The 24399-nt window shown below is 63.5% G+C and carries 19 protein-coding genes, 1 tRNA gene, 2 rRNA genes and 1 pseudogene (1 of these 23 only partly in view); 8 read left to right on the top strand and 15 right to left on the bottom strand.

The features are described from left to right. The first annotated feature begins 13 nt into the window (after window positions 1-13). Together EOD15_RS01875 and EOD15_RS01870 are read left to right on the top strand one after the other, a co-directional pair. Window positions 14-877, top strand: coding sequence for a phosphoenolpyruvate hydrolase family protein (locus EOD15_RS01875; protein ID WP_127322821.1), 864 nt, complete (start codon window positions 14-16; stop codon window positions 875-877). 5 nt (window positions 878-882) lie between these two features. Beyond that, window positions 883-1299 (top strand): cupin domain-containing protein, encoded by a 417-nt coding sequence (locus EOD15_RS01870; RefSeq protein WP_127322822.1) that lies wholly within the window; start codon window positions 883-885, stop codon window positions 1297-1299. A 209-nt stretch (window positions 1300-1508) separates the two neighbouring features. Here the strand turns inward: EOD15_RS01870 and EOD15_RS01865 are convergent, their stop codons facing one another. Further along, window positions 1509-2699, bottom strand: coding sequence for a Xaa-Pro peptidase family protein (locus tag EOD15_RS01865; protein ID WP_127322009.1), 1191 nt, complete (start codon window positions 2697-2699; stop codon window positions 1509-1511). Window positions 2700-3070: 371 nt separating this feature from the next. Here EOD15_RS01865 and EOD15_RS01860 point away from each other — a divergent pair, with 371 nt between their 5' ends. The 5 genes from EOD15_RS01860 to EOD15_RS01840 all read left to right on the top strand — a co-directional run bounded on the left by EOD15_RS01860 (window position 3071) and on the right by EOD15_RS01840 (window position 8566). After that, window positions 3071-4681, top strand: coding sequence for an ABC transporter substrate-binding protein (locus EOD15_RS01860; protein ID WP_127322010.1), 1611 nt, complete (start codon window positions 3071-3073; stop codon window positions 4679-4681). A gap of 258 nt (window positions 4682-4939) precedes the next feature. Next, on the top strand, window positions 4940-5926 hold the full coding sequence (locus EOD15_RS01855) for an ABC transporter permease (protein WP_127322011.1): 987 nt from the start codon (window positions 4940-4942) through the stop codon (window positions 5924-5926). Beyond that, window positions 5923-6753 (top strand): ABC transporter permease, encoded by an 831-nt coding sequence (locus EOD15_RS01850; RefSeq protein ID WP_127322012.1) that lies wholly within the window; start codon window positions 5923-5925, stop codon window positions 6751-6753. The genes EOD15_RS01855 and EOD15_RS01850 overlap by 4 nt, the downstream gene beginning before the upstream one ends. Next, window positions 6750-7769 (top strand): ABC transporter ATP-binding protein, encoded by a 1020-nt coding sequence (locus EOD15_RS01845; protein WP_245463547.1) that lies wholly within the window; start codon window positions 6750-6752, stop codon window positions 7767-7769. Before EOD15_RS01850 ends, EOD15_RS01845 begins: the two co-directional genes overlap by 4 nt. Beyond that, a complete protein-coding gene (locus tag EOD15_RS01840) occupies window positions 7766-8566 on the top strand; it encodes an ATP-binding cassette domain-containing protein (RefSeq protein WP_127408254.1) in 801 nt (266 codons plus the stop codon). The genes EOD15_RS01845 and EOD15_RS01840 overlap by 4 nt, the downstream gene beginning before the upstream one ends. Before the next feature lie 25 nt (window positions 8567-8591). Here the strand turns inward: EOD15_RS01840 and EOD15_RS01835 are convergent, their stop codons facing one another. Together EOD15_RS01835 and EOD15_RS01830 are read right to left on the bottom strand one after the other, a co-directional pair. Then, the gene (locus EOD15_RS01835) at window positions 8592-9203 is read right to left on the bottom strand and encodes an NAD(P)-dependent oxidoreductase (protein WP_127322455.1); all 612 of its coding nucleotides are present in this window, start codon (window positions 9201-9203) and stop codon (window positions 8592-8594) included. A 41-nt stretch (window positions 9204-9244) separates the two neighbouring features. Then, window positions 9245-9883 carry a DsbA family protein gene (locus tag EOD15_RS01830; RefSeq protein ID WP_127322454.1) on the bottom strand — a complete coding sequence of 213 codons (639 nt, stop codon included), beginning with the start codon at window positions 9881-9883 and terminating at the stop codon, window positions 9245-9247. A 53-nt stretch (window positions 9884-9936) separates the two neighbouring features. Here EOD15_RS01830 and EOD15_RS01825 point away from each other — a divergent pair. Then, window positions 9937-10931 (top strand): annotated as a pseudogene (locus tag EOD15_RS01825) (LysR family transcriptional regulator). A gap of 12 nt (window positions 10932-10943) precedes the next feature. On the opposite strand, the gene EOD15_RS01820 reads toward EOD15_RS01825, so the two are convergent. From EOD15_RS01820 to EOD15_RS01765, 12 genes are all read right to left on the bottom strand, one after another. Next, complete coding sequence (locus EOD15_RS01820) at window positions 10944-12560, bottom strand: GMC family oxidoreductase (protein ID WP_127322453.1); 1617 nt, start codon at window positions 12558-12560, stop codon at window positions 10944-10946. Beyond that, window positions 12557-14071, bottom strand: coding sequence for an FGGY-family carbohydrate kinase (locus EOD15_RS01815; protein ID WP_127408253.1), 1515 nt, complete (start codon window positions 14069-14071; stop codon window positions 12557-12559). Before EOD15_RS01815 ends, EOD15_RS01820 begins: the two co-directional genes overlap by 4 nt. A 22-nt stretch (window positions 14072-14093) precedes the next feature. Beyond that, window positions 14094-14912 carry an aldolase gene (locus EOD15_RS01810; protein ID WP_185928963.1) on the bottom strand — a complete coding sequence of 273 codons (819 nt, stop codon included), beginning with the start codon at window positions 14910-14912 and terminating at the stop codon, window positions 14094-14096. A 14-nt stretch (window positions 14913-14926) separates the two neighbouring features. Next, on the bottom strand, window positions 14927-16624 hold the full coding sequence (locus tag EOD15_RS01805) for a glycerol-3-phosphate dehydrogenase/oxidase (RefSeq protein ID WP_127321029.1): 1698 nt from the start codon (window positions 16622-16624) through the stop codon (window positions 14927-14929). Between the two features lie 21 nt (window positions 16625-16645). Continuing rightward, a complete protein-coding gene (locus EOD15_RS01800) occupies window positions 16646-17641 on the bottom strand; it encodes an aldo/keto reductase (RefSeq protein WP_127321030.1) in 996 nt (331 codons plus the stop codon). After that, a complete protein-coding gene (locus tag EOD15_RS01795; protein WP_127321031.1) occupies window positions 17638-18618 on the bottom strand; it encodes a sugar-binding transcriptional regulator in 981 nt (326 codons plus the stop codon). Before EOD15_RS01795 ends, EOD15_RS01800 begins: the two co-directional genes overlap by 4 nt. Window positions 18619-18643: 25 nt before the next feature. Further along, window positions 18644-19567, bottom strand: coding sequence for an ABC transporter permease (locus EOD15_RS01790; RefSeq protein ID WP_245463119.1), 924 nt, complete (start codon window positions 19565-19567; stop codon window positions 18644-18646). 76 nt (window positions 19568-19643) lie between these two features. After that, on the bottom strand, window positions 19644-21179 hold the full coding sequence (locus EOD15_RS01785; protein WP_127408252.1) for a sugar ABC transporter ATP-binding protein: 1536 nt from the start codon (window positions 21177-21179) through the stop codon (window positions 19644-19646). A 96-nt stretch (window positions 21180-21275) separates the two neighbouring features. Further along, window positions 21276-22307, bottom strand: a complete 1032-nt coding sequence (locus EOD15_RS01780) for a substrate-binding domain-containing protein (RefSeq protein WP_013529471.1) — start codon at window positions 22305-22307, stop codon at window positions 21276-21278. Window positions 22308-22983: 676 nt separating this feature from the next. After that, window positions 22984-23060: transfer RNA gene (locus EOD15_RS01775), tRNA-Met, on the bottom strand. A 225-nt stretch (window positions 23061-23285) separates the two neighbouring features. Then, window positions 23286-23400 (bottom strand): 5S ribosomal RNA (gene rrf, locus EOD15_RS01770). 152 nt (window positions 23401-23552) lie between these two features. Continuing rightward, a 23S ribosomal RNA gene (locus EOD15_RS01765) occupies window positions 23553-24399 on the bottom strand; it runs 1975 nt beyond the window's last position.

The raw sequence follows: 24399 nt of genomic DNA, 5'->3' as shown, positions 1-24399 counted from the left end.
GAGATCTCAAAAAATGCCCGCCATACCGCGCAAGGACATATTGAAGAAATTCAGGGGAATGATCGACAAGGGCGTGCCGATCGTCGGCGGCGGCGCCGGCACCGGCCTGTCGGCGAAAGCCGAGGAAGCCGGCGGCATCGACCTCATCATCATCTACAATTCCGGCCGCTACCGCATGGCCGGGCGCGGCTCGGCCGCTGGCCTGCTCGCCTATGGCAATGCCAACGAGATCGTCAAGGAGATGGCCTATGAGGTGCTGCCGGTGGTCAGACACACGCCTGTGCTGGCCGGCGTCAACGGCACCGACCCGTTCGTCATCATGCCGCTGCTGCTGGCAGAGCTGAAGACCATGGGCTTTTCCGGCGTGCAGAACTTTCCCACCATCGGCCTGTTCGACGGCAGCATGCGGCAAAGCTTCGAGGAAACCGGCATGGGCTTCGGGCTCGAGGTCGACATGATCGCCGAGGCGCACAAGCTCGATCTCTTGACCACGCCCTATGTCTTCAACCCCGACGAAGCCCGCGCCATGACCAAGGCCGGCGCCGACATCGTCGTCGCCCATATGGGTGTGACGACGGGCGGCTCGATCGGCGCGACATCGGCTAAGTCGCTCGACGACTGCGTCGTCGAGATCGACGCCATCGCCAACGCGGCGCGCTCGGTGCGCAAGGACGTCATCCTGCTTTGCCATGGCGGCCCGATCTCGATGCCGGACGACGCCCGTTACATCCTCTCCCATGCCAAGGGTCTGCACGGCTTCTATGGCGCCAGCTCGATGGAACGGCTGCCGGCAGAAGCCGCGATCGCCCGGCAGACCGCTGATTTCAAATCGGTGACACTTGGTGGCCAGAAGACCACGAAGAAAAAGAAGGGATGAGAGAGATGACCGACAAGAGCAAAATGTTTGTCTACCCGAAGGACGTCAGCGCCTTCGGCTTCGACTGGGGAAAATTGGCGCTGACGGTGGCGCCCGAAGTGAATGGCGCAACCCGGTTTTCCGGCGGTGTGGTGGACCTGCCTTCCGGCAAGGGTCACACGCGCCACAACCATCCGGGCGCGGAAGAAATCATCTTCGTCATCTCCGGTCATGGCGAGCAGATGGTCGAGGACGAAAAGGGCAATCCGGTGGTCGCAAAAGTCGGCCCCGGCTGCACCATCTATGTCCCGGAAAGCCGCTTTCATTCGACGCTCAACACCGGCGACGGGCCGATGCAGCTTTTCGTCGTCTATTCGCCGGCCGGGCCTGAACTGGTTTTGCGCGAGCTGCCGGATTTCAGGCTGATCGCGCCGGGGCAGTGATGAACTTGTTCTAGGGTAGCGCTGCCCCTCATTGTCCTGCCGGACATTTCTCCCCGTATAGTGACGGGGAGAAAGACGCAGTCACCGGCGCTTTCGCCAATTTTAAACGCCGCAAATAGGTGCCGAGGGCGCGGCTGCCCTCTTCTCCCCGTCACTATACGGGGAGAAGGTGCCGGCAGGCGGATGAGGGGCGGCGCCAGCCTTGGGTTCTATGAGATCCCGCCCCTGTTCCATCCCCTGCCACGGTCCCCGAACATCACGTAGCCGCCCTCAGTAACCGCCAGCGTGTCCTCCAGCTTGATGAAGCCGCGCGTCGGGTGAAGCATGGTTGTCTCCACCGACAGCACCATGTTCTTCTCCAGCGGCTTGGCCGCATAGGTGCCTTCATAGGTCACCGGGTGGTTGGTCATCAGGAACGGCGCCTCATGTGTGATCAGCCCCATGCCATGGGCGAAGAAATCCGTGTAGGGCGCGACCTTCGAAGCCTTCAGCACGCCCTCGGCATGCGAAATCATGTCGCCGCCCAGCGTGCCCGCTCTGACCTTTGAGAAGGCCGCCTGCTGCACCGTCTCGACCTCGGCCAGCAAATCCTCGAGCTCGGCGTCCGGTTCGCCCAGAATGCCCATGCGGCAGAGGTCGCCGATATAGCCGTGATAATTGCCGCCGGAATCGATCGACAGAACCTCGCCCTTCTTCCATGCTTGCGGCGAGGCGGCGCGGTTGTGGCTGGAGCCCAGCGTCAGCAGGCAATATTCGAAATGAATGCCGCGATTGGTTTCCTCGCGCCGCAGCTGTTCGATGATCTCGCCCTTGGTCGTGCCTTCGCGTGCCCAGGCAATGGTTGCCAGCATGGAATCGGTGATCAGTTCGGAGGCCGTGCGCAGCTTCTCCAGTTCGGCATCGGTCTTGATGGCACGCATGCGCTCCAGCATATCGGTCGCATCGATCAGCCTGGCGTCCGGCAACGCCTTGCGGATCAGCGTATAGGCGTCCGACGGCAGGAAGCCGGGCTCGATGCCGATGCGCGCGCCCGCCTTGCCGATCTTCTGCAGATGCTCGACCGCAAGGTTGGCGGCGTCGAGCGTGCCCCAGCAGGCGGCGTGCAGCGTCGGCGTCCAGAACGGATTGTTCTGATGCTCGCCGCCCTCCATGCGGTTGCCTATATAGGCGGCATGGTCCGGTCCGTCCTTTTCGTACACCACGATCGGCAGATACCGGCTGTGGCCGATCGCATCCATGGCGGCGAAGAAGATGAACTTGTAGCCGCCCAGCAGGTATTGCGTGTTGTGCTTGGAGGTGGCGAGCAGCACATCGATGCCGGCCTCCTCCATCAGCCGGTCGACCCTTGCCTGGTCGAACGGGATATTGCCGACCGCATTCTTGCCCGGAGCAATGTTCATCTCTCTCTCCCTGAATTGCCGGATCGCCGCTGTTCCGCTCCCGATCCCTTGGCAGCGGTCAAATCTGCACCATTTTGCTCGTTCTGGTCCAGCCAGAAAGAGATGAAATGTCGCCTCTCTATGTCTCCGTGCTGTCATTCGTCGCATATTCAACCAATCTGGTCCTACCAGAATGATCAAATTGAGCCACGCCCTCCAAACTGGTCCAGCGGACGAAAATTTCAAAGCCAAGCGAGGATGCGCCAATTCCGTCTCTGGCGAAACCCTCGGCAAGGCTCATAATCGCCGCCGCAAGGGATGCCGGTGGGCTTGCCGGCGTCTGAGGGGTATTGGCGCACCCGACCGGGTCGCGGAGAGGACGGAGTTCGATCATGTCAGGTTTCACGATTTCCAGACGCACGATGCTTGCCGGCTCGGCAATGCTGCTGGCCTCCACCGCCATGCCGGCACCGGGCTGGGCGCAGACGCCGAAGAGGGGCGGGCGGCTGGTGCTTGCCGCCGATTCCGAGCCGCGCAACCTCAACCCGGCGATCGTCGCCTCCAACGGCGTCTTCTTCATCTCCAGCAAGATCGTCGAAACGCTGGCCGAAGCCTCCTTCGACGGCAAGGACGGTCTCGCGCCACGGCTGGCGCTGAGCTGGGAAGGTGCCGCCGACGGGCTCTCGGTAACGTTCAAACTGCGCGACGGCGTCAAATGGCATGACGGCAAGCCGTTCACCTCGGCCGACGTCGCCTTTTCGGCGCTGCAGATCTGGAAGCCGCTGCAGAATCTCGGCCGCACTGTGTTCAAGGATCTGGCCAGCGTCGACACGCCCGACGATCTCACCGCCGTGTTCAAATTCGCCAAGCCGACGCCGTTCCAGCTGATCCGCAACGCGCTGCCGGCGCTGAGCAGCGTGGTGCCGAAGCACATCTATGAGGTCGGCAAGATCGAGGACAACCCGGCCAACAACGCGCCCATCGGCACCGGACCGTTCAAATTCGGCGAGTACAAGGCCGGCCAATATTACCGGCTGACCAAAAACGCCGACTACTGGGGCAAGGACGAGCCCTATCTCGACGAGATCATCTATCAAGTGCTGCCGGATCGCACGTCAGCGGCGAGCGCGCTGGAGGCCGAGGAGATCCAGCTCGCAGCCTTTTCCGCCGTGCCGCTGGCCGACCTCGACCGCATCTCGAAAGTGCCGGGCCTGAAGGTGATCTCCAAGGGTTACGAAGGGCTGACCTATCAGCTTGTCGTCGAGATCAACCATCGCCGCAAGGAACTGGCCGACGTGAAGGTGCGCCAGGCGATCGCGCATGCCATCGACAAGGATTTCGTCGTCAAGACGGTGTTCCTCGGCTATGCCGCGACCGCCACCGGTCCGGTGCCGAAGAATGATCCGCAATTCTACACCGCCGACGTGCCGACCTATGCCTTCGACGTCGCCAAGGCCAACGCGCTGCTCGACGAGGCTGGCTACGTCAGGGGCGCTGACGACAACCGCTTCTCGCTGAAACTGCTGCCTGCGCCCTATTTCAACGAGACCAAGCAGTTCGGCGACTATCTGCGCCAGGCGCTCGCCGCCATCGGCATCGATGCTCAGCTGGTCAACAACGACTCGGCCGCGCACATCAAGGCGGTCTACACCGACCACGCCTTCGACCTCGCGGTCGGTCCGCCGGTATTCCGCGGCGACCCGGCGATCTCGACCACCATCCTGGTGCAGAGCGGCATTCCGGACGGCGTGCCGTTCTCGAACCAGGGCGGCTACAAGAACGACGCGCTCGATGCGCTCATCGCCAAGGCATCGGAGACGCTCGATACATCAGCCCGCACCGACCTCTACAAGGAATTCCAGAAGGAGGTGGCCACCGACCTGCCGCTGATCAACGTCGCCGAATGGAGTTTTATCAGCGTCGCCCGCGACACCGTCGGCAACATTGCCAACAACCCGCGCTGGGCAGTGTCGAACTGGGCGGACACGTATTTGGAATCGTGAGACAATTGCGCGGATGAAAATTCGCGAAATCATCGTAGGCTTTGAGCCCTACGAGGCCCCCCCCTGTCCTGCCGGACATCTCCCCCTCAAGGGGGGAGATCAGCAGCTTGTCTGTCTCGCAAATTCTTCAACGTTGGAGATTGGCGCAGCCAAAAATGACAGCCAATCTCCCCCCTTGAGGGGGAGATGTCCGGCAGGACAGAGGGGGGTGCTTAGACACCGCACCTCTCCAGGTCCACGCAGCCTCATGTCATCTCCATGACCCGCGCCCTCACGCTCATCCGCCGTCGCCTTGTCGGCAGCATCTTCGTGCTGCTGATCGTCGTCGTCGGCACCTTCCTGCTGCTCGAAGCTGCCCCCGGCGATGCGGTCGATGCCTATATCGTCTCGACCGGTGGCGACGCCGGCATGATCGAATTGTTGCGTCATCGCTGGGGCCTCGACCAGTCGGAGCTGACGCGGCTCGCCAATTACCTCTGGGCGCTGTTGCATCTCGATCTCGGCCAGTCGGTGACCTTCTCCAGGCCGATCCGCGACGTGATCCTCGAACGCCTGCCCAACACGCTGCTTTTGATGGTCAGCGCCACCGCGCTTTCCTTCGGGCTCGGCTCGGCACTCGGCATCTATGCCGGCGCGCGTCCGGGCAGCTTCCGCGACCGCTTCCTGTCGATCGGCTCGCTGGCGCTCTATGCCGTGCCGGGTTTCTGGCTCGGACTGGTGCTGATCATCGTCTTTGCCGTCGACCTCCGCTGGCTGCCGATCGGCGGCATCGAAACCCTGGCCTCTGACAAGACCGGCCTTGATCGCGCAGCCGACATCGCCGTCCATCTCGCCCTGCCCGTCTCCGCCCTCGGCTTCATCTACCTGGCGCTCTATCTGCGCATGATGCGCGCCGGCATGGCCGAGGTTTGGCGGCAGGATTTCGTCCTGGCCGCACGCGCCAAAGGATTGTCACGCCGCCGCATCGTGCTCGCCCACGTCGCCCGCAATGCATTGCTGCCGCTGGTCACGATGCTCGGCCTGCAGTCGGCGCAGATGCTCGGCGGCAGCGTCGTCATCGAGAGCGTTTTTTCCGTGCCCGGCCTCGGCCGGCTGGCGCAGGAGGCGGTCGCCTCCCGCGATACGCCGCTTCTGCTCGGCATTATCCTCACCAGCGCCGTCCTGGTCATCGTCATCAATTTGCTCGTCGACATCGCCTACGCCTTCCTCGATCCGCGCGTAGGCGCCAGCGAGGCCGGCGCATGAGCCCGCTCCGCCGCTTTCTGCGCACGCCCGAGGCGGTCACCGGCGCCATGCTCCTGGCGGCGCTGATCGCCATGGCGCTGTCGGCGTCGCTGCTGTTCCCCGGAGATCCGCAGGCCATCGCCGGCCCGGCGCTGCTGCCGCCGTTCCAGGACTGGTCGCTGCCGCTCGGCACCGACCGGCTTGGCCGCGACGTACTGGCCGAGCTTTTCCACGGCGCCCGCACATCGCTGGCTGTCGGGCTCGCGGCTGCGGCCGCCGCACTTGTCGTCGGCGCCGTGGTCGGCACGTTGGCCGGCTTTGCCGGCGGCCTCGTCGACGAGGTGCTGATGCGCATCACCGACGCCTTCCAGACCGTGCCGAGCTTCCTGCTGGCACTGGCCTTCGTCAGCGTCGTCGGACCGTCGCTCGGCGTCGTCGTGATTGCCATCGCGCTCGGCACCTGGACCGGACCTGCCCGGGTCGCCCGCGCGGAAGTCCTCTCCATTCGCGAACGCGATTATGTCGCCGGGGCCAGGGTCATCGGCATGCACCCGCTGGCGATCGCCTTTCGCGAGGTGCTGCCCAATGCCCTGCCGCCGGTGCTGGCGATGTCGTCGGTGATCGTCGCCGCCGCGATCCTCACCGAAGCGGCGTTGTCGTTCCTCGGCCTCGGCGACCCCAACCGGGTCACCTGGGGCGGAATGATCGCCGAAGGCCGCGCTGTCCTGCGTACCGCGCCCTTCCTGTCGATTGTCCCGGGCATAGCGCTGGTGCTGACCGTGCTCGGCGTCTATCTCGCCGGCGAAGGCATTGTCGAGACGACAGCAGTCAGGAGAGGCCTGTCGTGACCACGCTCGCTTCGATCCGCGACCTGACGGTGACCTACCGCCGTGACAGCAATGAGGTGGCAGCGCTGAGGAGTGTAAGCCTCGATATTGCCAATGGCGAACGCCTCGCCATCATCGGCGAAAGCGGTTCAGGCAAAAGCACGCTGGCACTGGCGATTGCCGGGCTGTTGCCGGGATCCTCCAGGATTGGAGGGCGGATCGACTGGTTCTTGCCATCATCGCCACCCTCTGGCGCCAAGGCACCCCCCTCTGTCCTGCCGGACATCTCCCCCTCAAGGGGGGAGATTGGCAGTTCCCCCGCAGGCCCTCTTTCTGCATCTCTGGCGATGGGCGAAAGTGGAGACAAGGGCGTAATCTCCCCCCTTGAGGGGGAGATGTCCGGCAGGACAGAGGGGGGCCTCGTAAGGCGCGAAGTCCGAAAGTCTTCCCTCAAACAGAGCTACATCCCCCGCCTCGGCCGCGACATCGGCTTCGTCTTCCAGGACCCCTCCGCCAGCCTCGATCCTGTCATGACCATCGGCAAGCAAATCGCCGAAGTAGCGCGCACGCATCTCGGCCTCACCTGGTCCCAGTCCTATGCCAGGGCCAAAAGCCTGATCGAGCGCGTCCGCCTGCCGGATCCGGACTCGGCCTTGCGCGCCTTCCCGCATCAACTCTCCGGCGGCCAGAAGCAGCGTGTGGCGATCGCCGCCGCCATTGCGGCCGGTCCGAAGTTGCTGATCGCCGACGAAGCGACCAGCGCGCTCGATACCATCGTGCAGGCGGAGATCGTCGCCTTGATCAGGCGCCTGGTGACCGAAGACGGCATGACGCTGCTGTTCATCAGCCACGACATCGCGCTGGCGGCCGAGCTTGCCGAGCGTATCGCTGTTTTCCGTCATGGCCAGTTGGTCGAGCTTGGCATGACGGCGCAGATTGTCGGCGCCCCGGCCCAGCACTATACGCGTGCATTGCTCGACGCCCATATAGGCCTCGACACCAGGCCGTTGCTGGACCGAGCCGGGCTCCACGCATGAGCCTGCTGGCGGTGTCCAACCTCACCAAGTGCTACCGTCGAGGCGACAAGACCATCGCCGCCGTCGACGATGTCTCCTTTCACATCGACCCCGGCGAGACGCTGGCGTTGGCCGGACCTTCCGGCAGCGGCAAGTCGACGATCGCGCGGTTGGTGCTGCGATTGATCGAGCCGGACGACGGACGCATCGACTTCGAGGGCAGTGATTTCCTGGCCTTGAGCGGCGCCGCGCTGCGAGCACGCCGCGCACGCCTGCAAATGGTGTTCCAGGACCCATTGGCCGCCTTCAATCCGCGCGCCACGGTGGCGCGTGTGCTCGACGATCCCTTGCGCGTCCATGGCATCGCCTCCCGCGCCGAGCGCCCGCGCCGCATCGCCGCCTTGCTGGAGCGCGTCGGGCTGATAGCGGACCTCGCCCCGCGTGCCATCCATGAAATCTCCGGCGGCCAGCGGCAGCGCGTCGCCATTGCGCGCGCCATCGCCACGAAGCCGTCGCTGATCGTGCTCGACGAGGCGGCGTCGGCGCTCGACGTCTCCGTGCGCGGAGAGATCCTCAAGCTTTTGCTCGACCTGCAACGTCAAGAAAAGATCGCCTATCTCTTCATTTCACATGATCTCGGCGTCATCAGGTCGGTCGCCCACCGCGTCATCCTTCTCGACGCCGGCCGGATTGCCGAAAACGGCGATGCCCAAACCGTCATCGACGCACCGCAATCGGCCATCGGCAAGGCGCTGGTGGCGGCAGCACCGAGATTGAACCGGACCCTGATGCGGCTGGCGTCGGCCGGCCTCGATTGAGTTCCGGCCGCCACCACCGGTTCGCTCAATAGCCGACGGTGAAGCGCTGCCTGATGTGGGCCGGCTTCTCGATCTCGTCAACCATGACGATCGCATAGTCCTCGAAGGAAATGCTGCTGCCCTTATCGGAGGCGAGAAGTGTATCCTTGCCGAGGCGGAATTTGCCGGTGCGCTCGCCAGGCACGAACATGGCGGATGGCGACAGGAACGTCCAATCGAGGTCGTCGACCGTCTTCAATCTGTCCAGGAAGTCGGCGCCCTTCTGCGCTTCGGCCTTGTAGATATCAGGGAAGTCGGGGCTATCGACCAGCCGCTTGCCCGGTGCGACTTCGAGACTGCCGGCGCCGCCGACGATCAGATAGCGCTTCACGCCGGAGGCTCGCACCGCCTCGATCAGCGTATCGGCATCGCTGTCCAGGAAATGCACGGAGCTGATCACCGCGTCATGGCCGCGGATCAGGTCCGCGAGACCTTGTCTGTCGAAGACATCGCCTTTCCTGGCCGTCACGCCCGGAAGCGCGACGATCTTTTCCGGGTTGCGCGCAATGCCGGTGACGGTGTGGCCGCGATCGGAGAGTTCCCTAAGAAGGCGTGAACCGACGGCGCCCGATGCACCAATGAGAGCGACTTTTGCCATGTCTGTTTCCTTATTTCTTGTTGGGGGTCTGGAGGATGGGATCACGCCGCCGCGATATGGGCGACAAGATTGTCGAAGCTGCCGAACAGCGCGTTCGAACCGATGAGCCGGGGCGCATCATTGCGGATGACCGAGAGCGAAGGCACGCCATCGGCATGCAGGCGCTGGAACAGCGCACGGCCACGGCCAACCAGATCGCGGTGAGCCGTCAGCAATGTTTCGGTCGGCGCCTTGAGCATTTCGGCGGCGTCCGCCATGCCGGCGGCGGCGAGCACCTCGGCCACACCGCCGATCGTCACGACATCGCGTCCTTCTACATAGCGCGCATGCTGGATCGTCTTCAGCGCCGCAAGCCGGCGGCTGGGATCTTCCAGGCCAGCGGCACTGATGCCGAGTGTGGCGGCATGTGAATCGAGCAGGGTCCCACGGACATTGAGGACATTGTGCCGGTAGGCCGGCGTGAAGGATTGTCCGGTCAGGCGCTCGATGCGCTGGTCGTTCGCCCAGGCATGCGCCGCAAAGCCTTCATCCATCGGACGCGCGCCGGCGCCGGAAAACAGGCCGGTCGGCAGCAGTTCGACGTTCAGGCCGGCGGCCGACAACCGGTCGAGCATCAGGGTGGCGCCATAGCACCAGCCGCAGAGCGGATCGAAAAGATAGGTCACTTCTGAATTGGTCATAGTCGCTGCCATTCCTGCCCGGCCACCTGACTCGTCGAGGCCGTCGCTCATATGTGGCAGACGGCAGCCTTGCGATAAATGGCGCCCAATTGTACAAACTGTCTGATTTGATCATACAAAGGGCAGCCAGCTTGGCCGAACTTCTGAACCTCAATCGGCTCGCCTACTTCACCACGGTGACGGAAACCGGCTCGTTCACCGCCGCGGCCGACCGGCTTGGCGTCGCCAAGGCCGTGGTCAGCCATCAGATCGGCAAGCTCGAAGAGGAGCTGGGCGCAACGCTGCTGCAGCGCACGACCCGGCGTGTCACGCCGACCGAAGAGGGTCGCCTCTTCTATGACCGCGCGATGATCATCCTGCGGGAAGCGGAGGCGGCCTATGGCGAAATCTCGCGCGGGGCCGTCGAACCGAGCGGAACGTTGAGGCTGACAGCGCCACTCGACTACGGCACCAAGATGGTAGCTCCGGTCATGGCGGCCTATCTCAGAACCTATCCGCACATGCGCGTCGAGGCGATCTTCGACGACGCGGTCGCCAATCTGGTCGACGAGCAGATTGATCTCGGCATCCGTGTCGGCTGGCTCACCGATTCCTCGAACCAGGCGCGGCGCCTGGGGCGATCCGGCAGATCGTGGTGGCGAGCCCTGGCTTCGCGGCGAGCCTGCCGCCCGATGTGACGCCGCGCCAGGCAAGATCGCTGGCCTGGGTCGGCAACACCCAGTTGCGCGGCATCGGCCAATGGCTGTTTTCCAGGGATGGCGAGACGGTGCTGACCGAGCTCAATCCGGTGATCATGTGCGACAAGAGCCCCGCCGCCCTGGCTTGCGTGCTCGCCGGCATCGGGCTCGGCGTCTTTCCGGATTACAGTGTCAGCGACGATATCGCCGAAGGACGGCTGGTGCCGGTGTTTGCCGACTGGAGCTTGCCGTCAGGCGGCATCCACGCGGTCTTTCCGCCGGCCCGGTTCCGGCCCGCCAAGGTGCGCACCTTTGTCGATCTGCTCGCGGCGGCCGAGAGACGGCGATCGCGCGGTGTTGCCGCGGCCTGAAGCCGATGGCGGTCAGCGGGCCTCTTGCAGGATCATCTCGGCTGCCTTTTCCGCGATCATGACGACCGGCGAGTTGGTATTGCCCGAGACGATTGTCGGCATGATCGAGGCATCGACCACGCGCAGCCCGCCAAGCCCGTGAACACGCAGGGCCTCGTCGACCACCGCCATCGTATCCGACCCCATCTTGCAGGTGCCGACGGGGTGGAAGATCGTCGTGCCGATATCGCCGGCCTTGCGGATGAGCTCTTCGTCGCTGTCATACTGCTTGCCGGGCAGCATCTCTTCCGGCGCAAAGCGCGCCACCGCCCGGGCCTTCATCAAACTGCGGACATGACGCAACGACGCGACGGCCACGCTGCGGTCTCCCCCGGTGGAAAGATAGTTCGGCCGGATCTTCGCCGCCTCCCGCGCGTCGGCTGAACCCATGTGCACGCTGCCCCGGCTTTCCGGACGCAGGTTGCAGACCGAGACGGTGACCGCGGGAAAGCGATGCAGGGGCTCGCCAAGACGGTCGGTGCTCAACGGCTGCACATGATATTCGAGATCGGGCGTTGCGAGGCGCGGATCGCTCCTGGCGAAGATGCCGAGCTGGCTCGGCGCCATCGACAGCGGCCCGCTGCGCTTGAGCGCGTATTCCAGCCCCATCGACGCACGGCTGACCAGATTGTGGTAGCGCTGGTTGAGCGTGGCGGTGTTGGCTACCTTGAAGACGGTGCGGATCTGCAAATGGTCCTGCAGATTTTCTCCAACGCCCGGCAAGGCGTGACGAACATCCACGCCGATGCTCGAAAGCAGGTCGGGGCAGCCCACCCCCGACAGTTCGAGCAGCTTCGGCGAGTTGATGGCGCCGGCCGCAAGGATCGTCTGTCCAGCGCGGACCTGGTGCAGGCGGCCGCCTTGGCGGAAAACCAATCCGGTGACGCGCCGGCCGTCGAATTCGAGCCGTTCGGTCTCCGCGCCGAGCACCACGCGCAGGTTCTTGCGCCCCGCTATGCCGCGCAAAAACGCCTTCGACGTGTTCCAGCGCACGCCCTTCCTTTGGTTGACCTCGAAATAGCCCGAGCCTTCATTGGTGCCGGTGTTGAAGTCTTCGGTGCGCGGAATGCCGAGTTCCTCGGCCGCGTCCCGGAAGGCGTCAAGGATCGGCCATGAAAGCCGCTGCCGTTCGACCCGCCACTCGCCGCCGCTCCCGTGCATGGCGCCTTTGCCGCCGTGATAGTCTTCCGATTTGAGGAAATAGGGCAACACGTCGTCCCAGCCCCAGCCGGCATTGCCGGCCTGACGCCAGCCATCGTAGTCGGCTGCCTGGCCGCGCATGTAGATCATGCCGTTGATCGATGAACAGCCGCCGAGCACCTTGCCGCGCGGATAGTTGAGGCTGCGTCCGTTGAGACCGGATTCCGGCTCGGTCTTCATCATCCAGTCGGTGCGCGGGTTGCCCATGCAGAAGAGATAGCCGATCGGGATATCGACCCAGTGATAGCGGTCGCTGCCCCCGGCCTCGAGCAGCAGCACATTGTTGCGCGGATCGGCGGAGAGCCGGTTGGCGAGCACGCAGCCGGCGGAACCGGCGCCGACGATGACGTAATCGTAATTGCCGAACGGGGACGGTGGATCTTCGGTCACGTGCGCGCCTGCTGTCCGGCGATGCGCTCCCACATCGGGGTCATCGCCTGGTTGATCTCGCCGTACAGTCGATACCGCCCCGCATATGCATCGGCAACCGCCTCGTTGGGTACAAAATGTCGGGCCGCCGCCGTCATGGCGGCTGCACCGGCACTGTAGTCCGCGAAAATGCCGACGCCGGTGCCCGCCGCGATCGCCGCTCCCAGCGCGCCGGTTTCGCGGCTGCGCGCCACGGTGACGGGCACGCCGAGCACATCGGCGAATATCTGCGGCCAGACGCTGCTGCGCGAGCCCCCGCCCGACAGCACCACCTGGTCGAAATCAGCGCCCGCTCTGTGCAAGGTCTCGACATGGCGCTTATGCTCGAAGGCAACGCCCTCGAACAGCGCACGCAGCAGATGGGCTCGGCTGTGCCAGCCGGCGATGCCATAGAAGCCTGCGCGCGCATGGCCATTCTGCTGCGAGCCGTAAAGGAAGGGATGATAGATCGGGATGTCGCTGTTGGGATCGACGGACGCCACCAGTTCGCTGCACAATTCGAACGGCGACTTGCCGGCTTCGCCACCATGTTCGAGGAATTCGCGAACGATCCATTCGAGATTGGCGGCCGAGGTGGCACTGGATTCGATCGCCAGATAGCGCTGGCGATCGAAAGTCGACAGCATGAAGATCGAAGGGTCGCGGATCGGTTCGTCGGTGATGACCTGGTTGATGCTCCAGGTTCCGGCGATAACCGAGACGGCACCGGTTCTGGTCACGCCCGAACCGACCGCGCTGGCGACGACATCGAACAGCCCGGCGACGACCGGCGTGCCGGCGCGAAGTCCCGTCAGGGCCGCCACCTCCGCGCTGACATGGCCGGCAATGTCGGCCGATTCCAGCACTGGCGGCAGCAGGTCCATGCAATCGCCGAGCCCGTAGGCGGCAAGCAGGTCCGGCTCGTAGCGGCGGTCCCGCATCTGCAGCAGGCCGCAGCCCGACATGTCTGAAGTATCGCTGCTGCGCGCACCTGTCAGGCGGTTGACGACGAAATCCTTGCACAGGAACACAGTTCCGATGTTGGCGAACAAAGCCGGCGAAAAGCGCTTGAGCCAGGCAAGCAGGGTCGGTGTCTGCGCCGCCCACGGCCGTTGCAGGCAATGTGCATAGGTGCGGTCGCCGACATTCTGTTTTGCCCATTCGGCGACGATGTCGACCGCGCGTGTGTCGAGCGACTGGATGCCGATCAATGGCGCGCCCGTGCGATCGAGCGCGTAGAGCCCGTTGCCATGACCGGCGCAGCCGATGGCGACTATCTCGCCGGCGTCGATGCCGGCTTCAGCGATGCATTGGCCGATGACCGAAACCGCGTTGCGCCAGAGTTCGTCGAGGTCGCGTTCGACATGTCCGGGCTTTGGCATGGACGAGCGGCCGTCACGGGCGGCGAATGCCAGTTCGCGGCCGGACAGGTCGAAGAGGATGGCCTTGATGACGGTGTTGCCGGCATCGAGACCGAGGATGTAGCTTGCCATTGGCGCCTCCCGAGGCCGCAGCCTAAGCCTGGTTGTACAGATCCCAGGCCACGCCGCCATCGGCATCGTCATGAATGATCGCCATCAGCCCGCGCACGACAGCGCTCGGGTTAGCGTGCTGGTAGATGTTGCGGCCATAGACCATGCCAAGCGCACCCTGTGCCATCAAGGCGGCCGACTTGTCGAACACGGCACGCAGATCCTCCTTGCCGCCGCCGCGCACCAGCACCGGGCAGCGCGCCGCCTCGACGACGCGGTGGAAATCGTTGGGATCGGTGGTCGGATCGGCCTTGACGATATCGGCACCCATTTCACGGGCAAGCCGAGTCAAGGTGACGATCTTTTCGGCATCGCCGTCGACCATGTAGCCGCCATGCTCGGCGACCGGCAGCATGGCCAGCGGCTCGATCATCAGCGGCAGGCCGTATTTCTCGCAATCCGCACGCACGCGGGCGATATTCTGCACGCATTGCCGGAACAGGTCCGGCTCGTCGGGCAGCATGAACAGATTGACCACGACGCAAGCCGCATCCATCTCGATGGCGCCAAGCAAGGGCTCGGCTTCGTTCTGCAGCACCGCCCACATCGCCCGGTGGCGTATCCTGTTATAGGGATTGCCCATGTCGATGCGCATCACCAGCGCCGGCTTGTCCTTGCCAGGCACGGTCTGCAGCAGATCGGCCTGGCCGTAGTTCATTTGGATGGCGTCGGGGCCGGCCTTGACCAGCTGGTTGACCACACCGGCCATGTCTTCCAGCCCGGCAAGGAAGCTCGGCTCGTTGCAGACACCGTGATCGATGGCGACGTCGAGGCAGCGGCCGCCACCGAACAGCCGGTTCATGCGGACTTTCTTGTTTATGCGCATAGGGCGCTCCTTTGATGCGTCTGGAGATCGATGCCGTGCCGGTCGGCCAGCAAGGCGAGGAAGGTCGAGCGCTCGGTGGCGGCCTCGCTGGCGCTCCAGCCCTTGTGCGCCGCCAGCATGTCGAGAACGGCATTGACGAGGTCGACGCTGAGACCACCCGAAATGGCGATGGTGGTGCGGCGCAGGAACAGGTCGGCGAGGCACTCGACCTGCTCGCGCTCGATGATGCGCCCTATCTCGCTTGCCGAATAGTCCGACTGCGGCAGCATCTGTTCGCCCGCGGGGTGCGAAACGAAATCCCTGGCCGACGTGCCATAGCGCTGCAGAAGTGTGTGCGCGCGCTCGACCGGCAGGCCATGCTCTGCGGCGAATGACGCGCACCAGGCGTCCGGATCGGCGGGAAAATCGCGGCCGCCACCGATGGCCATGTCCTGCGTGCCCTTGCCGCGCGCGAGCCCAAGCCGCTTCAACGCCATGTCGGCGGCCAGCGCTCCAAATGAACGGAAGGTGGTCCACTTGCCGCCGATCATGCACAGTGTCGCCGGCAGATGCCCGCTCGCTTCTACGAACTCGCAAAAATGATCGCGCGGTATTCGGCTGGTAAAACTGTCCTCGCTGGCGGGCAACGGGCGTACCCCTGCGAAGCGAAACACGATCTGGTCATCGCTAACCTTGATCGAGGGAAAGACGAAAGCGAGCGACTGCAGGATGTAGCGCTGCTCGTCCTCCTCACAACGGACCTGGTCCGGATCGTCGACCCGGATGTCGGTCGAGCCGATCAGCACCTTGCCTAGATAGGGAAACAGGATGCAGATGCGTCCGTCCTCGTTCTCGTAATAGACCATGTGGCCGCCGAGCGCGTCGAACAGTTCTGCGTTGTCGACGATCAGATGCGAGCCTTTGGTGCCGCCCATCATAGTCTGCGCCGCCGCCCCGATGGCTTTGTTGGTCAGGTCGATCCAGCCGCCGGTGGCGTTGATGACCAGTTGCGCCCGCACCGGCAACTTTTCGCCGGTCAGCGTGTCGGTGATGACAAGGCCGTCGCCGGTCGACGACGCCTGAGCGTAGTTCAAGGCGCGGGCATTCGTCGCGCTCGCCATGGCGTCCAGCAGCATCTCCAGGCCGAGGCGTTCGGGCCGACTTACCCAAGCGTCGTAATAGGTCGCCGAATTGCGGATCGCCGGATTGATCGCCGGCCATGTCTTCAGGGTTTCGGCGCGGCCCCTGAACCGGTGCGTCGGCATCAAACGCCGTGCAGCAGTGAAAAGGTCATACATGGCGAGCCCGGCCTTGATGACCAGCGCCCCGCGCCGGCTGGGCCGCCGCGTCAGCCCCAGGAAACGCACCGCACCGTTGGCGAGACCCGAGAAAATGTCGAAGATCGGCACCGTCGTCGGTAAAGGGGCCACATAGTGCGGCGCATTTCTCAGCAGCCGGTCGCGTTCGAGCAGCGATTCGCGCACCAGTTTGAACTCGCCGTTTTCAAGGTAGCGCAGGCCGCCATGCACCATGCGCGACAGGGCGGCGCTGGCGCCGCTGCAATAGTCGCCCTTTTCCGCCAGCACGACATCGACGCCTTGCAGGGCCAGTTCGCGAAAGACGCTGATGCCGTTGATGCCGCCACCGATGACGAGCACGGCGATATCAGGCCGGTCGCGCAGACCGGCTAACGTATGACTACGGTTCATCGGGGCTGTTGCCTTTTTTGCTCAGGCATCCATCGCGGTGAGATGCGCGGCTGCCGCGGCGTCGATCGCCGCTAGCTCGCTTGCCGCAAGCGTGATCTCGCCGGCCCGTGCATTGTCGAGCGCCTGTTCGGGATTGCGCGCGCCGCACAGCGCGAAGGTGATGCCCGGCTGGGCGAGCGTCCAGGCGATGACGATCTGCGCCGTCGACGCCTGGTGGCTCTCGGCGATCGGGGCGATGGCCTCTTTCAGCTTTGCGACTTTCTGCCGGTTGGCCGTGGAAAAGCGTGGGTTGTCCTTGCGCTGGTCGTCGCCGCCGAATGTGCGCTCTGGGTCGACCGTGCCGGTGAGCAGGCCCAGCGCCAGCGACGAGTAGCTGAGGGTGGCAATGTCATGGCGGCGGGTGATCGGCAGCAGGTTACTCTCGAGGTCGCGGTCGATCATCGAATAGCGCTCCTGGATCGCATCGAGCTGGCCGGCGTCGATATAATGGCCAAGATCCTCGGCGCTGATGTTGCTGGCGCCAATGGCGCGGATCTTGCCGGCTGCCTTGAGCTTTTCCAATACCGCCATCGTCTCGGCGATCGGCGTCGTCGGGTCCTGCCAATGGGTGATATAGAGGTCGATGTAGTCGGTGCCCAGACGGCGCAGGCTCTGCTCGACCTCATAGGCGATGCCGTCGGCGCCGAGATAGCGATGCACAGGCTTGCCGTCCTGATCGAAGAAATGGCCGCCCTTGCCCGAATGCCAGTTCAGCCCGCATTTGGTCGCGATCACCACTTTGTCGCGCTTGCCCTTGATGGCGGTGCCGACGATCGCCTCGCTGCGGCCAAGACCGTAGGCCGGCGCTGTGTCGATCAGGCTGAGGCCGGCATCGATCGAGGCTTCGATCGCCCTGACCGACTCCTTCTCGTCGGTGCCGCCCCACATCCACCCGCCAATCGCCCAGGTGCCCAGGCCTACGGCCGACGCCGATATGCCGGACTTGCCGATCTGCCGCTGGATCTGTCGAGAATTCATGCTACCTCCTGTTCGGCCAGCTCGAGGATCTGGAGCCCCGTGGCCTCGTCCGTGACGATGGTGTCGAGATGGTTGCCGCGCAGGGCGGCGAGGATCGGCGCGACCTTGCTGGGGCCGCTTGCAATGCCGATCGAGCGCGGGATGGTCGCGAACTCGTCAAGCGTCAACGAGACCAGCGAACGGTTGAGCGAGTAGTTGCAAAGCTTGCCCTGGCGGTCGATGAGATGAGCGAGCAGCTCGCCTGTCGCCCCGGACTTCTCGATCGCCTGGCGATCGGCATTCGAGGACGGATGCAGGTCGTAGTAGCTGGAATCGTCGGTCAGGATGGAGCCGACACCCACCACCGCGACATCCGCCTCGCGCGCCTTGCGAAACACGTCGGCGACGGAGCTGATGCCCATCAGCATTTCGCGCTGCTGCACGGTGTCGGCAAACAGCGGCGCATGGATCTGATAGGCGCGGCCGCCGAGCTTGTCGGCCATCAGCGAGGCGACGTGGTTGACGTCGGTGTAGTGCTTGCCCTGCACCAGGCCGGTTGCGGGAATGATCTCGACGTCGTATCGGCGCCCCGGCTTGAGACCGGCGACCAGCGCGCTGACGCCCTTGCCGCCGGTGATCGAGATCGTGTCGCCGTCCTTGATGGTGTCGAGCAGCAGCCCAGCCGCCGCCTCGCCGACCCGCTGCAGGGCCGTGTGCGGATTCTCGGAGACCGACGGCACCACCATCGCCCGCTCGATGCCGCCCAGCGCAACCAGCCGCGCTTCCAGGTCGACCAGATGGTCGATCGGCGACTTGATCTTGATCTCGACGAGGCCGAGCTGATGGCCGCGCTTGATCAACCGGTTGACGGTCGCGTGCGAGATGCCGAGTTCCCCGGCGATCTCGGCCTGGGTCTTGCCTTCGACATAGTGCAGGACAAGCGCCTGGTGCATCTGACGAACAGCAGCGATGTCGTCGCGGGTGTTGGGAGGAGCCATGGTCTTGCTTCGCTGCCTTTGAGGTTCAGGACTTCTTGCGGTGCAGGAAGTGATCGATCGACACCGCTGCCAGCAGGATGCATCCCTTGATCATGTCCTGCCAATAGACCGAGATGTCGAGCAGGATAAGCGAACTCGTCACCACCGATAGCAGAGCCATGCCGAGGATCGCCCCGAAGATGGTGCCCGAGCCGCCATTCAGCGAAGCGCCGCCGATGACGGCCGCGGCGATGATGTTGAGCTCCATGCCGGCGCCGAAGGTCGGCGTCGCCGCGCCAAAGCGCGCCATGTAGATCACACCGGCCAGTCCAGCGAGGGTGGAGCACAGCACCGTGACCCAGAACTTCACCTGATTGGTCCTGATGCCGGAGAACTGCGCGGCCTTCTCGTTGGAGCCAGTGTAGAAAACCTTGCGGAAGGCCGTGGCGCGACGCAGCAGGAAGTCGAAGATCGCCACCACGACGACGAAGATCAGGATGACATAGGGGATGTTGTTGAAACTGCCCTGGCCGATGGCCTTGAAGGCCGGCGGCAGGGTGAACAGCGACAGCGGCGTGCCCTTGGTGACCACAAGGCACATGCCGCGCACGATGACCATGGCCGCCAGCGACGTGATGAAATGGTTGAGGCCTATCACCGTGACGAAGAAGCCCATCGCCGCGCCGATCAACGCACTGACGCCAATGCCGATCAGGCTTGCCGTCCAGGGATCGAGGCCGGCAAGGAACAGCGCACCCGAGACCACCATCGAGAAACACACGACCGAGCCGACGGAAAGGTCGATGCCGCCGACGATGAGCAGGATCGTCATTCCGACGACGACGATGCCTTCGATGGAAAAGCTCATCAGCATGGCGCGGAAATTGCCCCATGTCAGGAAGTGCGGCGAGGCGAAGCTCATGGCGATGCACAGCGCCAGGATGATGACGATCAGCCCGGCCTCGCGCATCGAGGCGAGCTGAGCGAAATTGATGCGCCGCCCGGCGGCCTTGATCTCGGCGTGCACGAGCGCTTCTCCTGATTCCCTAGGCGACATTCTGGGCCTGCCTTTGATTTGAACTGTCTTGAACGCCAGAGGCGAGCATGATGATGGCTTCCTCGCCGAGCTCGCTGGCGGTGAGTTCGCCGGCGATCCTGCCTTCGCGCACCACGACAACGCGGTCGCACAAGCCAATCAGCTCCGGCAGTTCCGACGAGATCACGATGACGCCGACACCGCTGCCGGCAAGCTGGCGCAGCAGCCGGTGGATCTCGACCTTGGCGCCGACATCGATCCCGCGCGTCGGCTCGTCCATGATGATGACTTTGGGACTGACGGACAGCTGCCTGGCGATGGCAACCTTCTGCTGGTTGCCACCGCTCAGCGTCGAGACGGCGGCATCGATGCCGGCCATGCGCACGCCGAGCCTGCCGGTCAGCTCCTTCGCCTGACGATCCTCGGCCTTGCGGTCAAGCAGGCCGAGGCGCCCGGTCAGCCTGGCGAGGTCGAGCGCGGAGATGTTCGCGGCGATCGGCAGATCGAGGAACACGCCGGAGCCTTTGCGGTCCTCGGAAAGGTAGACCAGCCCCGCCTTGACCGCATCGCCATAACCGCGCAGCCGGAGCTGCTTTCCGTCGAGCGCGACGGTTCCAGACGTCCTTGGCCTCAGGCCACAGACCGTTTGCGCGATCTCGCTGCGGCCGGCGCCGATCAGGCCGCCTATGCCCAGAATTTCGCCGGCACGAAGCTGCAGATCGACGTCGGCGAAACGGCGGCCATCGGAAAGCCCCTCGACCGAGAGAAGCAGGCGCCCAGGCTCCTGCGGCGCCAGCTTGTCGGGATAGAGCTGGGTGATTTCGCGGCCCACCATCTTGCGTACGACATCGTCCGGTGAGACGGTTGCGATCGGATCGGTCGCCACGTAGCGGCCGTCGCGGAAGACGGTGACGCGGTCGCACAGCGAGAATATCTCGGCCATGCGGTGACTGATATAGACCACCGAAATGCCACGCTCCTTGAGCCCGCGCACGATCGAGAACAGGCGCTGCGCTTCGCTTTCGGTCAGCGCCGCGGTCGGCTCATCAAGCATCAGCACCTTGCAGTCGAGCGTCAGCGCCTTGGCGATCTCGACAAGCTGCTGGTTGGAAATGGAGAGGTCGGCAACCCTGGTACGCACCGGAATGGGCGCGAGCAGGTCCATGACCTTCTGGGCGTCGGCGTAGAGTTTTTGGAAATTCATCAGCGGCGCGCGCCGGCTGTTGATCGCGGCCATGTAGATGTTTTCGGCAACCGTCGCGTCCTGACAGAGCGCGATCTCCTGGTGGACAAGCGCAATGCCGAGACGTTGCGCGGCTGCGGGCGAGTGGATCGAAATGCGCTCACCATCGATCAGGATGTCGCCCTCGTCGGGCTGCAATACACCGGCGATCATGTTCATCAGCGTCGACTTGCCGGCGCCGTTCTCTCCGCACAGTGCATGGATTTCGCCGCGCCGCAGCTCGAACCGTACGTCGCTCAGCGCCTTGACCGCGCCGAACGCCTTGGACAGGCCACGGATTTCAAGAATGGGCGCCTGGGTCACGCCGTGCTCCTGCGATGAACCTGCGGGGGGAGGAAGGAGGCCGAAGCCTCCTTCCCGGTTAATCCGGCCATGCCGAGGCCGGCGGCGAGATCGAGACTATTCCTCGATGCCCTTGGTGCCGCGACGCTTGAGGTACTTGTCCCAGTAGAAGTCGTCCGCATTGTCCTTGGAGACGATGGAGAAGCCATTGTCGACGAAGGGCACGCTCATTGGGTTGAAACCCGAACGCTTGGCGTCGTTCATCGGATCGATCAGGCCGGGATGCTTGGCCATCCACAACAGCATGAAGCCCATATAGCCCTGCATGCCCTGGTTTGGGTTGACCGAGCCGAAGATCTCGCCGGCCTTGATCATGTCGAGGATCTTGGCATTAACGTCGGCGAGCATGACGCGGATCTTGCCACCGCCTTCCTTGGCGGCCTGGGCAGCGCCGATGGCCGAGTTGGCCTCCGGCATGAACACGGCGCCAAGATCAGGATGCGCCTGCGCCAGGCTTAGAACCGCCTGATAGGCCTTGGTCGGATCCTGGTTCGAAGCGGCGCGGCCGACGAGCTTCATGTCAGGCCATTTGGCTTCCATGCGGGCAACGAACGCGTTGACGCGCTTGTCGTGGTTGTCCTGGCCGGGATTCTCCAGCACCGCATATTCGCCCTTGCCGTCCATCGCCTTGGCAACGGCGTCGGCGGCATAGGTGCCTTCGGCATTGTTGTCGGAAGTGATGTAGGAGACGCGCTTGGAATTCGGCGAGTCGGCGGCGAAGGTCACCACCGCGGTTCCCTGTTCGATGGCGCGGTTGATCGGCTCGATGAACGGATCGGAGTTCATCGGATGCACCAATATGCCGGCCGGCTTCTGCGCCAGTGCCTGGTCGAAGGTTGCGATCTGCTTGTTGACGTCGTATTCCGGCGTACCCGTATAGGCGGTCTCGCAGCCGAACTGCTGGCCGGCCTGCTTGAACATTTCGTAGACCGGGAACCAGTATTCGACGCCCGAGACCATGACGTTCATGACGTATTTTTCACCCGGCTCGCATTTGAACGGGTTTGGGGTTTCGGCGCGTACCTGCATCGACCCAAAGCAGGTCGATGCAGCCGCCGCGATTGCGAGCGTGCTCAGAAATTTGCGCAAGTTTCCTCCCTTGGCCGAAGCCATCCTCAATGACCGTCGCAGGCGCTCAGCGAGCGCTGCCGTATGGATTTGATGATGCCAACCTTCCTCCGAAAGCCGACGATTGGGACATTACAGCCTCGGCGCACCTTGTCAATATAATTCACATGTTGAAATATATTTCATACTTCCGGGGAGTCTACGCTCCGGTCGACGAAGCTGGTCGCAGGCCGCCAAGGTGCCGTACGGGCCAGGCAAGGCCTTTCCGCCTTTTTGGCCGCGAACCGGGGAGTGTGGTTGGAGTATCGGCACCCAGGAGTTCGCGCGGTGCCCTCCCGCCGGCCGCGTCTTATCACGTGAAGCCCAGATCTTGTCTTTGATAGCATCTGTTCCGGGCGCGGCGTGACGCTCTCCATGTCGCTTGGCCAAGAAGTCTGCTGCTTCGTCGGCTTACAGCAGCCTTGACCACCCGGAGTATTCCGAGAACCTTCGACTGTCCCCGAATGCGAACGGCCGGCGGGCATTGGTCCTGGCGGGCCGTTTGCTTACCGAAGTTTGGTTGGGGAGAGGATTTGAGTTTTCTGTCTTGCGGCTTGGGCTTGGCCTGCTTGGGGGAGCCTGATGACGGGTTAAACCCCGGCACCAGGGCAAAAAACAAAAGAGCCCGCACGAGGCGGGCTGTTTGTTTAGTGAGGTTTGGTTGCGGGGACAGGATTTGAACCTGTGACCTTCAGGTTATGAGCCTGACGAGCTACCGGGCTGCTCCACCCCGCGTCACCTTTTGTGCAAGCGTTTGCTTGCTAATCTAAGCAAGCGCTTGCTTGCGTTCCTAAGCAAGCGTTTGCTTGCTTTTTTGTGTAAGCCGAGGCCTACAGATAGGTATATGGCTGACCAAATGAAAGGGCCGCTTACGCGGCCCGTGATCCCTTGGCGGGCCATTTCATAAAGAGAAGATATCACTCCATCCGATTGGATGTGAGTTCAACGTGCGTTTAGCAGACCTGGCAGCGACCTACTCTCCCGCGTCTTGAGACGAAGTACCATCAGCGCTGGAGCGTTTCACGGCCGAGTTCGGAATGGGATCGGGTGCAGCCGCTCCGCCATAACCACCAGGTCGGCAAAACGCACGTTGTTCGAGAAGCTTTTGAGCGAAGGAGCACAAAGAGGCATCGGCAGCGGAGCTGTCGGGTGCCTCTCGGGGCTATTCGCTGGTCTTTTTTGTGCCTGTCATCCTCCGATTTGGAGCGATGAGCATAAGGAATGAGAACGATCAAGCCGATCGAACTATTAGTACCGGTAAGCTTCAAGCGTTGCCGCTCTTCCACACCCGGCCTATCAACGTGGTCGTCTTCCACGGTTCTCAGGGAATACTCGTTTTAAGGTGGGTTTCCCGCTTAGATGCCTTCAGCGGTTATCCCGTCCGGATATAGCTACCCTGCTATGCGGCTGGCGCCACAACAGGTCCACCAGAGATCCGTCCATCCCGGTCCTCTCGTACTAGGGACAGATCCTTTCAATATTCCTACACCCACGGCAGATAGGGACCGAACTGTCTCACGACGTTCTGAACCCAACTCACGTACCGCTTTAAATGGCGAACAGCCATACCCTTGGGACCTGCTCCAGCCCCAGGATGCGATGAGTCGACATCGAGGTGCCAAACAACCCCGTCGATATGGACTCTTGGGGGTCATCAGCCTGTTATCCCCGGCGTACCTTTTATCCGTTGAGCGATGGCCCTTCCACGCGGGACCACCGGATCACTATGACCGACTTTCGTCTCTGCTCGACTTGTCAGTCTCGCAGTCAGGCAGGCTTATGCCATTGCACTCAGCGAACGATTTCCGACCGTTCTGAGCCCACCATCGCGCGCCTCCGTTACTCTTTAGGAGGCGACCGCCCCAGTCAAACTACCCACCATACATTGTCCCGGACCCGGATAACGGGCCGCGGTTAGACATCCATAGTAATAAGGGTGGTATTTCAAGGGTGGCTCCACCTGAGCTGGCGCCCAGGTTTCAAAGCCTACCACCTATCCTACACATGCCACTACGAATGCCAATGTAAAGCTATAGTAAAGGTGCACGGGGTCTTTCCGTCTAACCGCAGGAAC

Origin of the sequence: Mesorhizobium sp. M7A.T.Ca.US.000.02.2.1, assembly GCF_003996995.1 — a bacterium.
Taxonomy (GTDB): Bacteria; Pseudomonadota; Alphaproteobacteria; order Rhizobiales; family Rhizobiaceae; genus Mesorhizobium.
The sequence above is the reverse complement of the archived record's forward strand: the minus strand, read 5'-3'. Positions and strand labels throughout refer to the sequence as shown.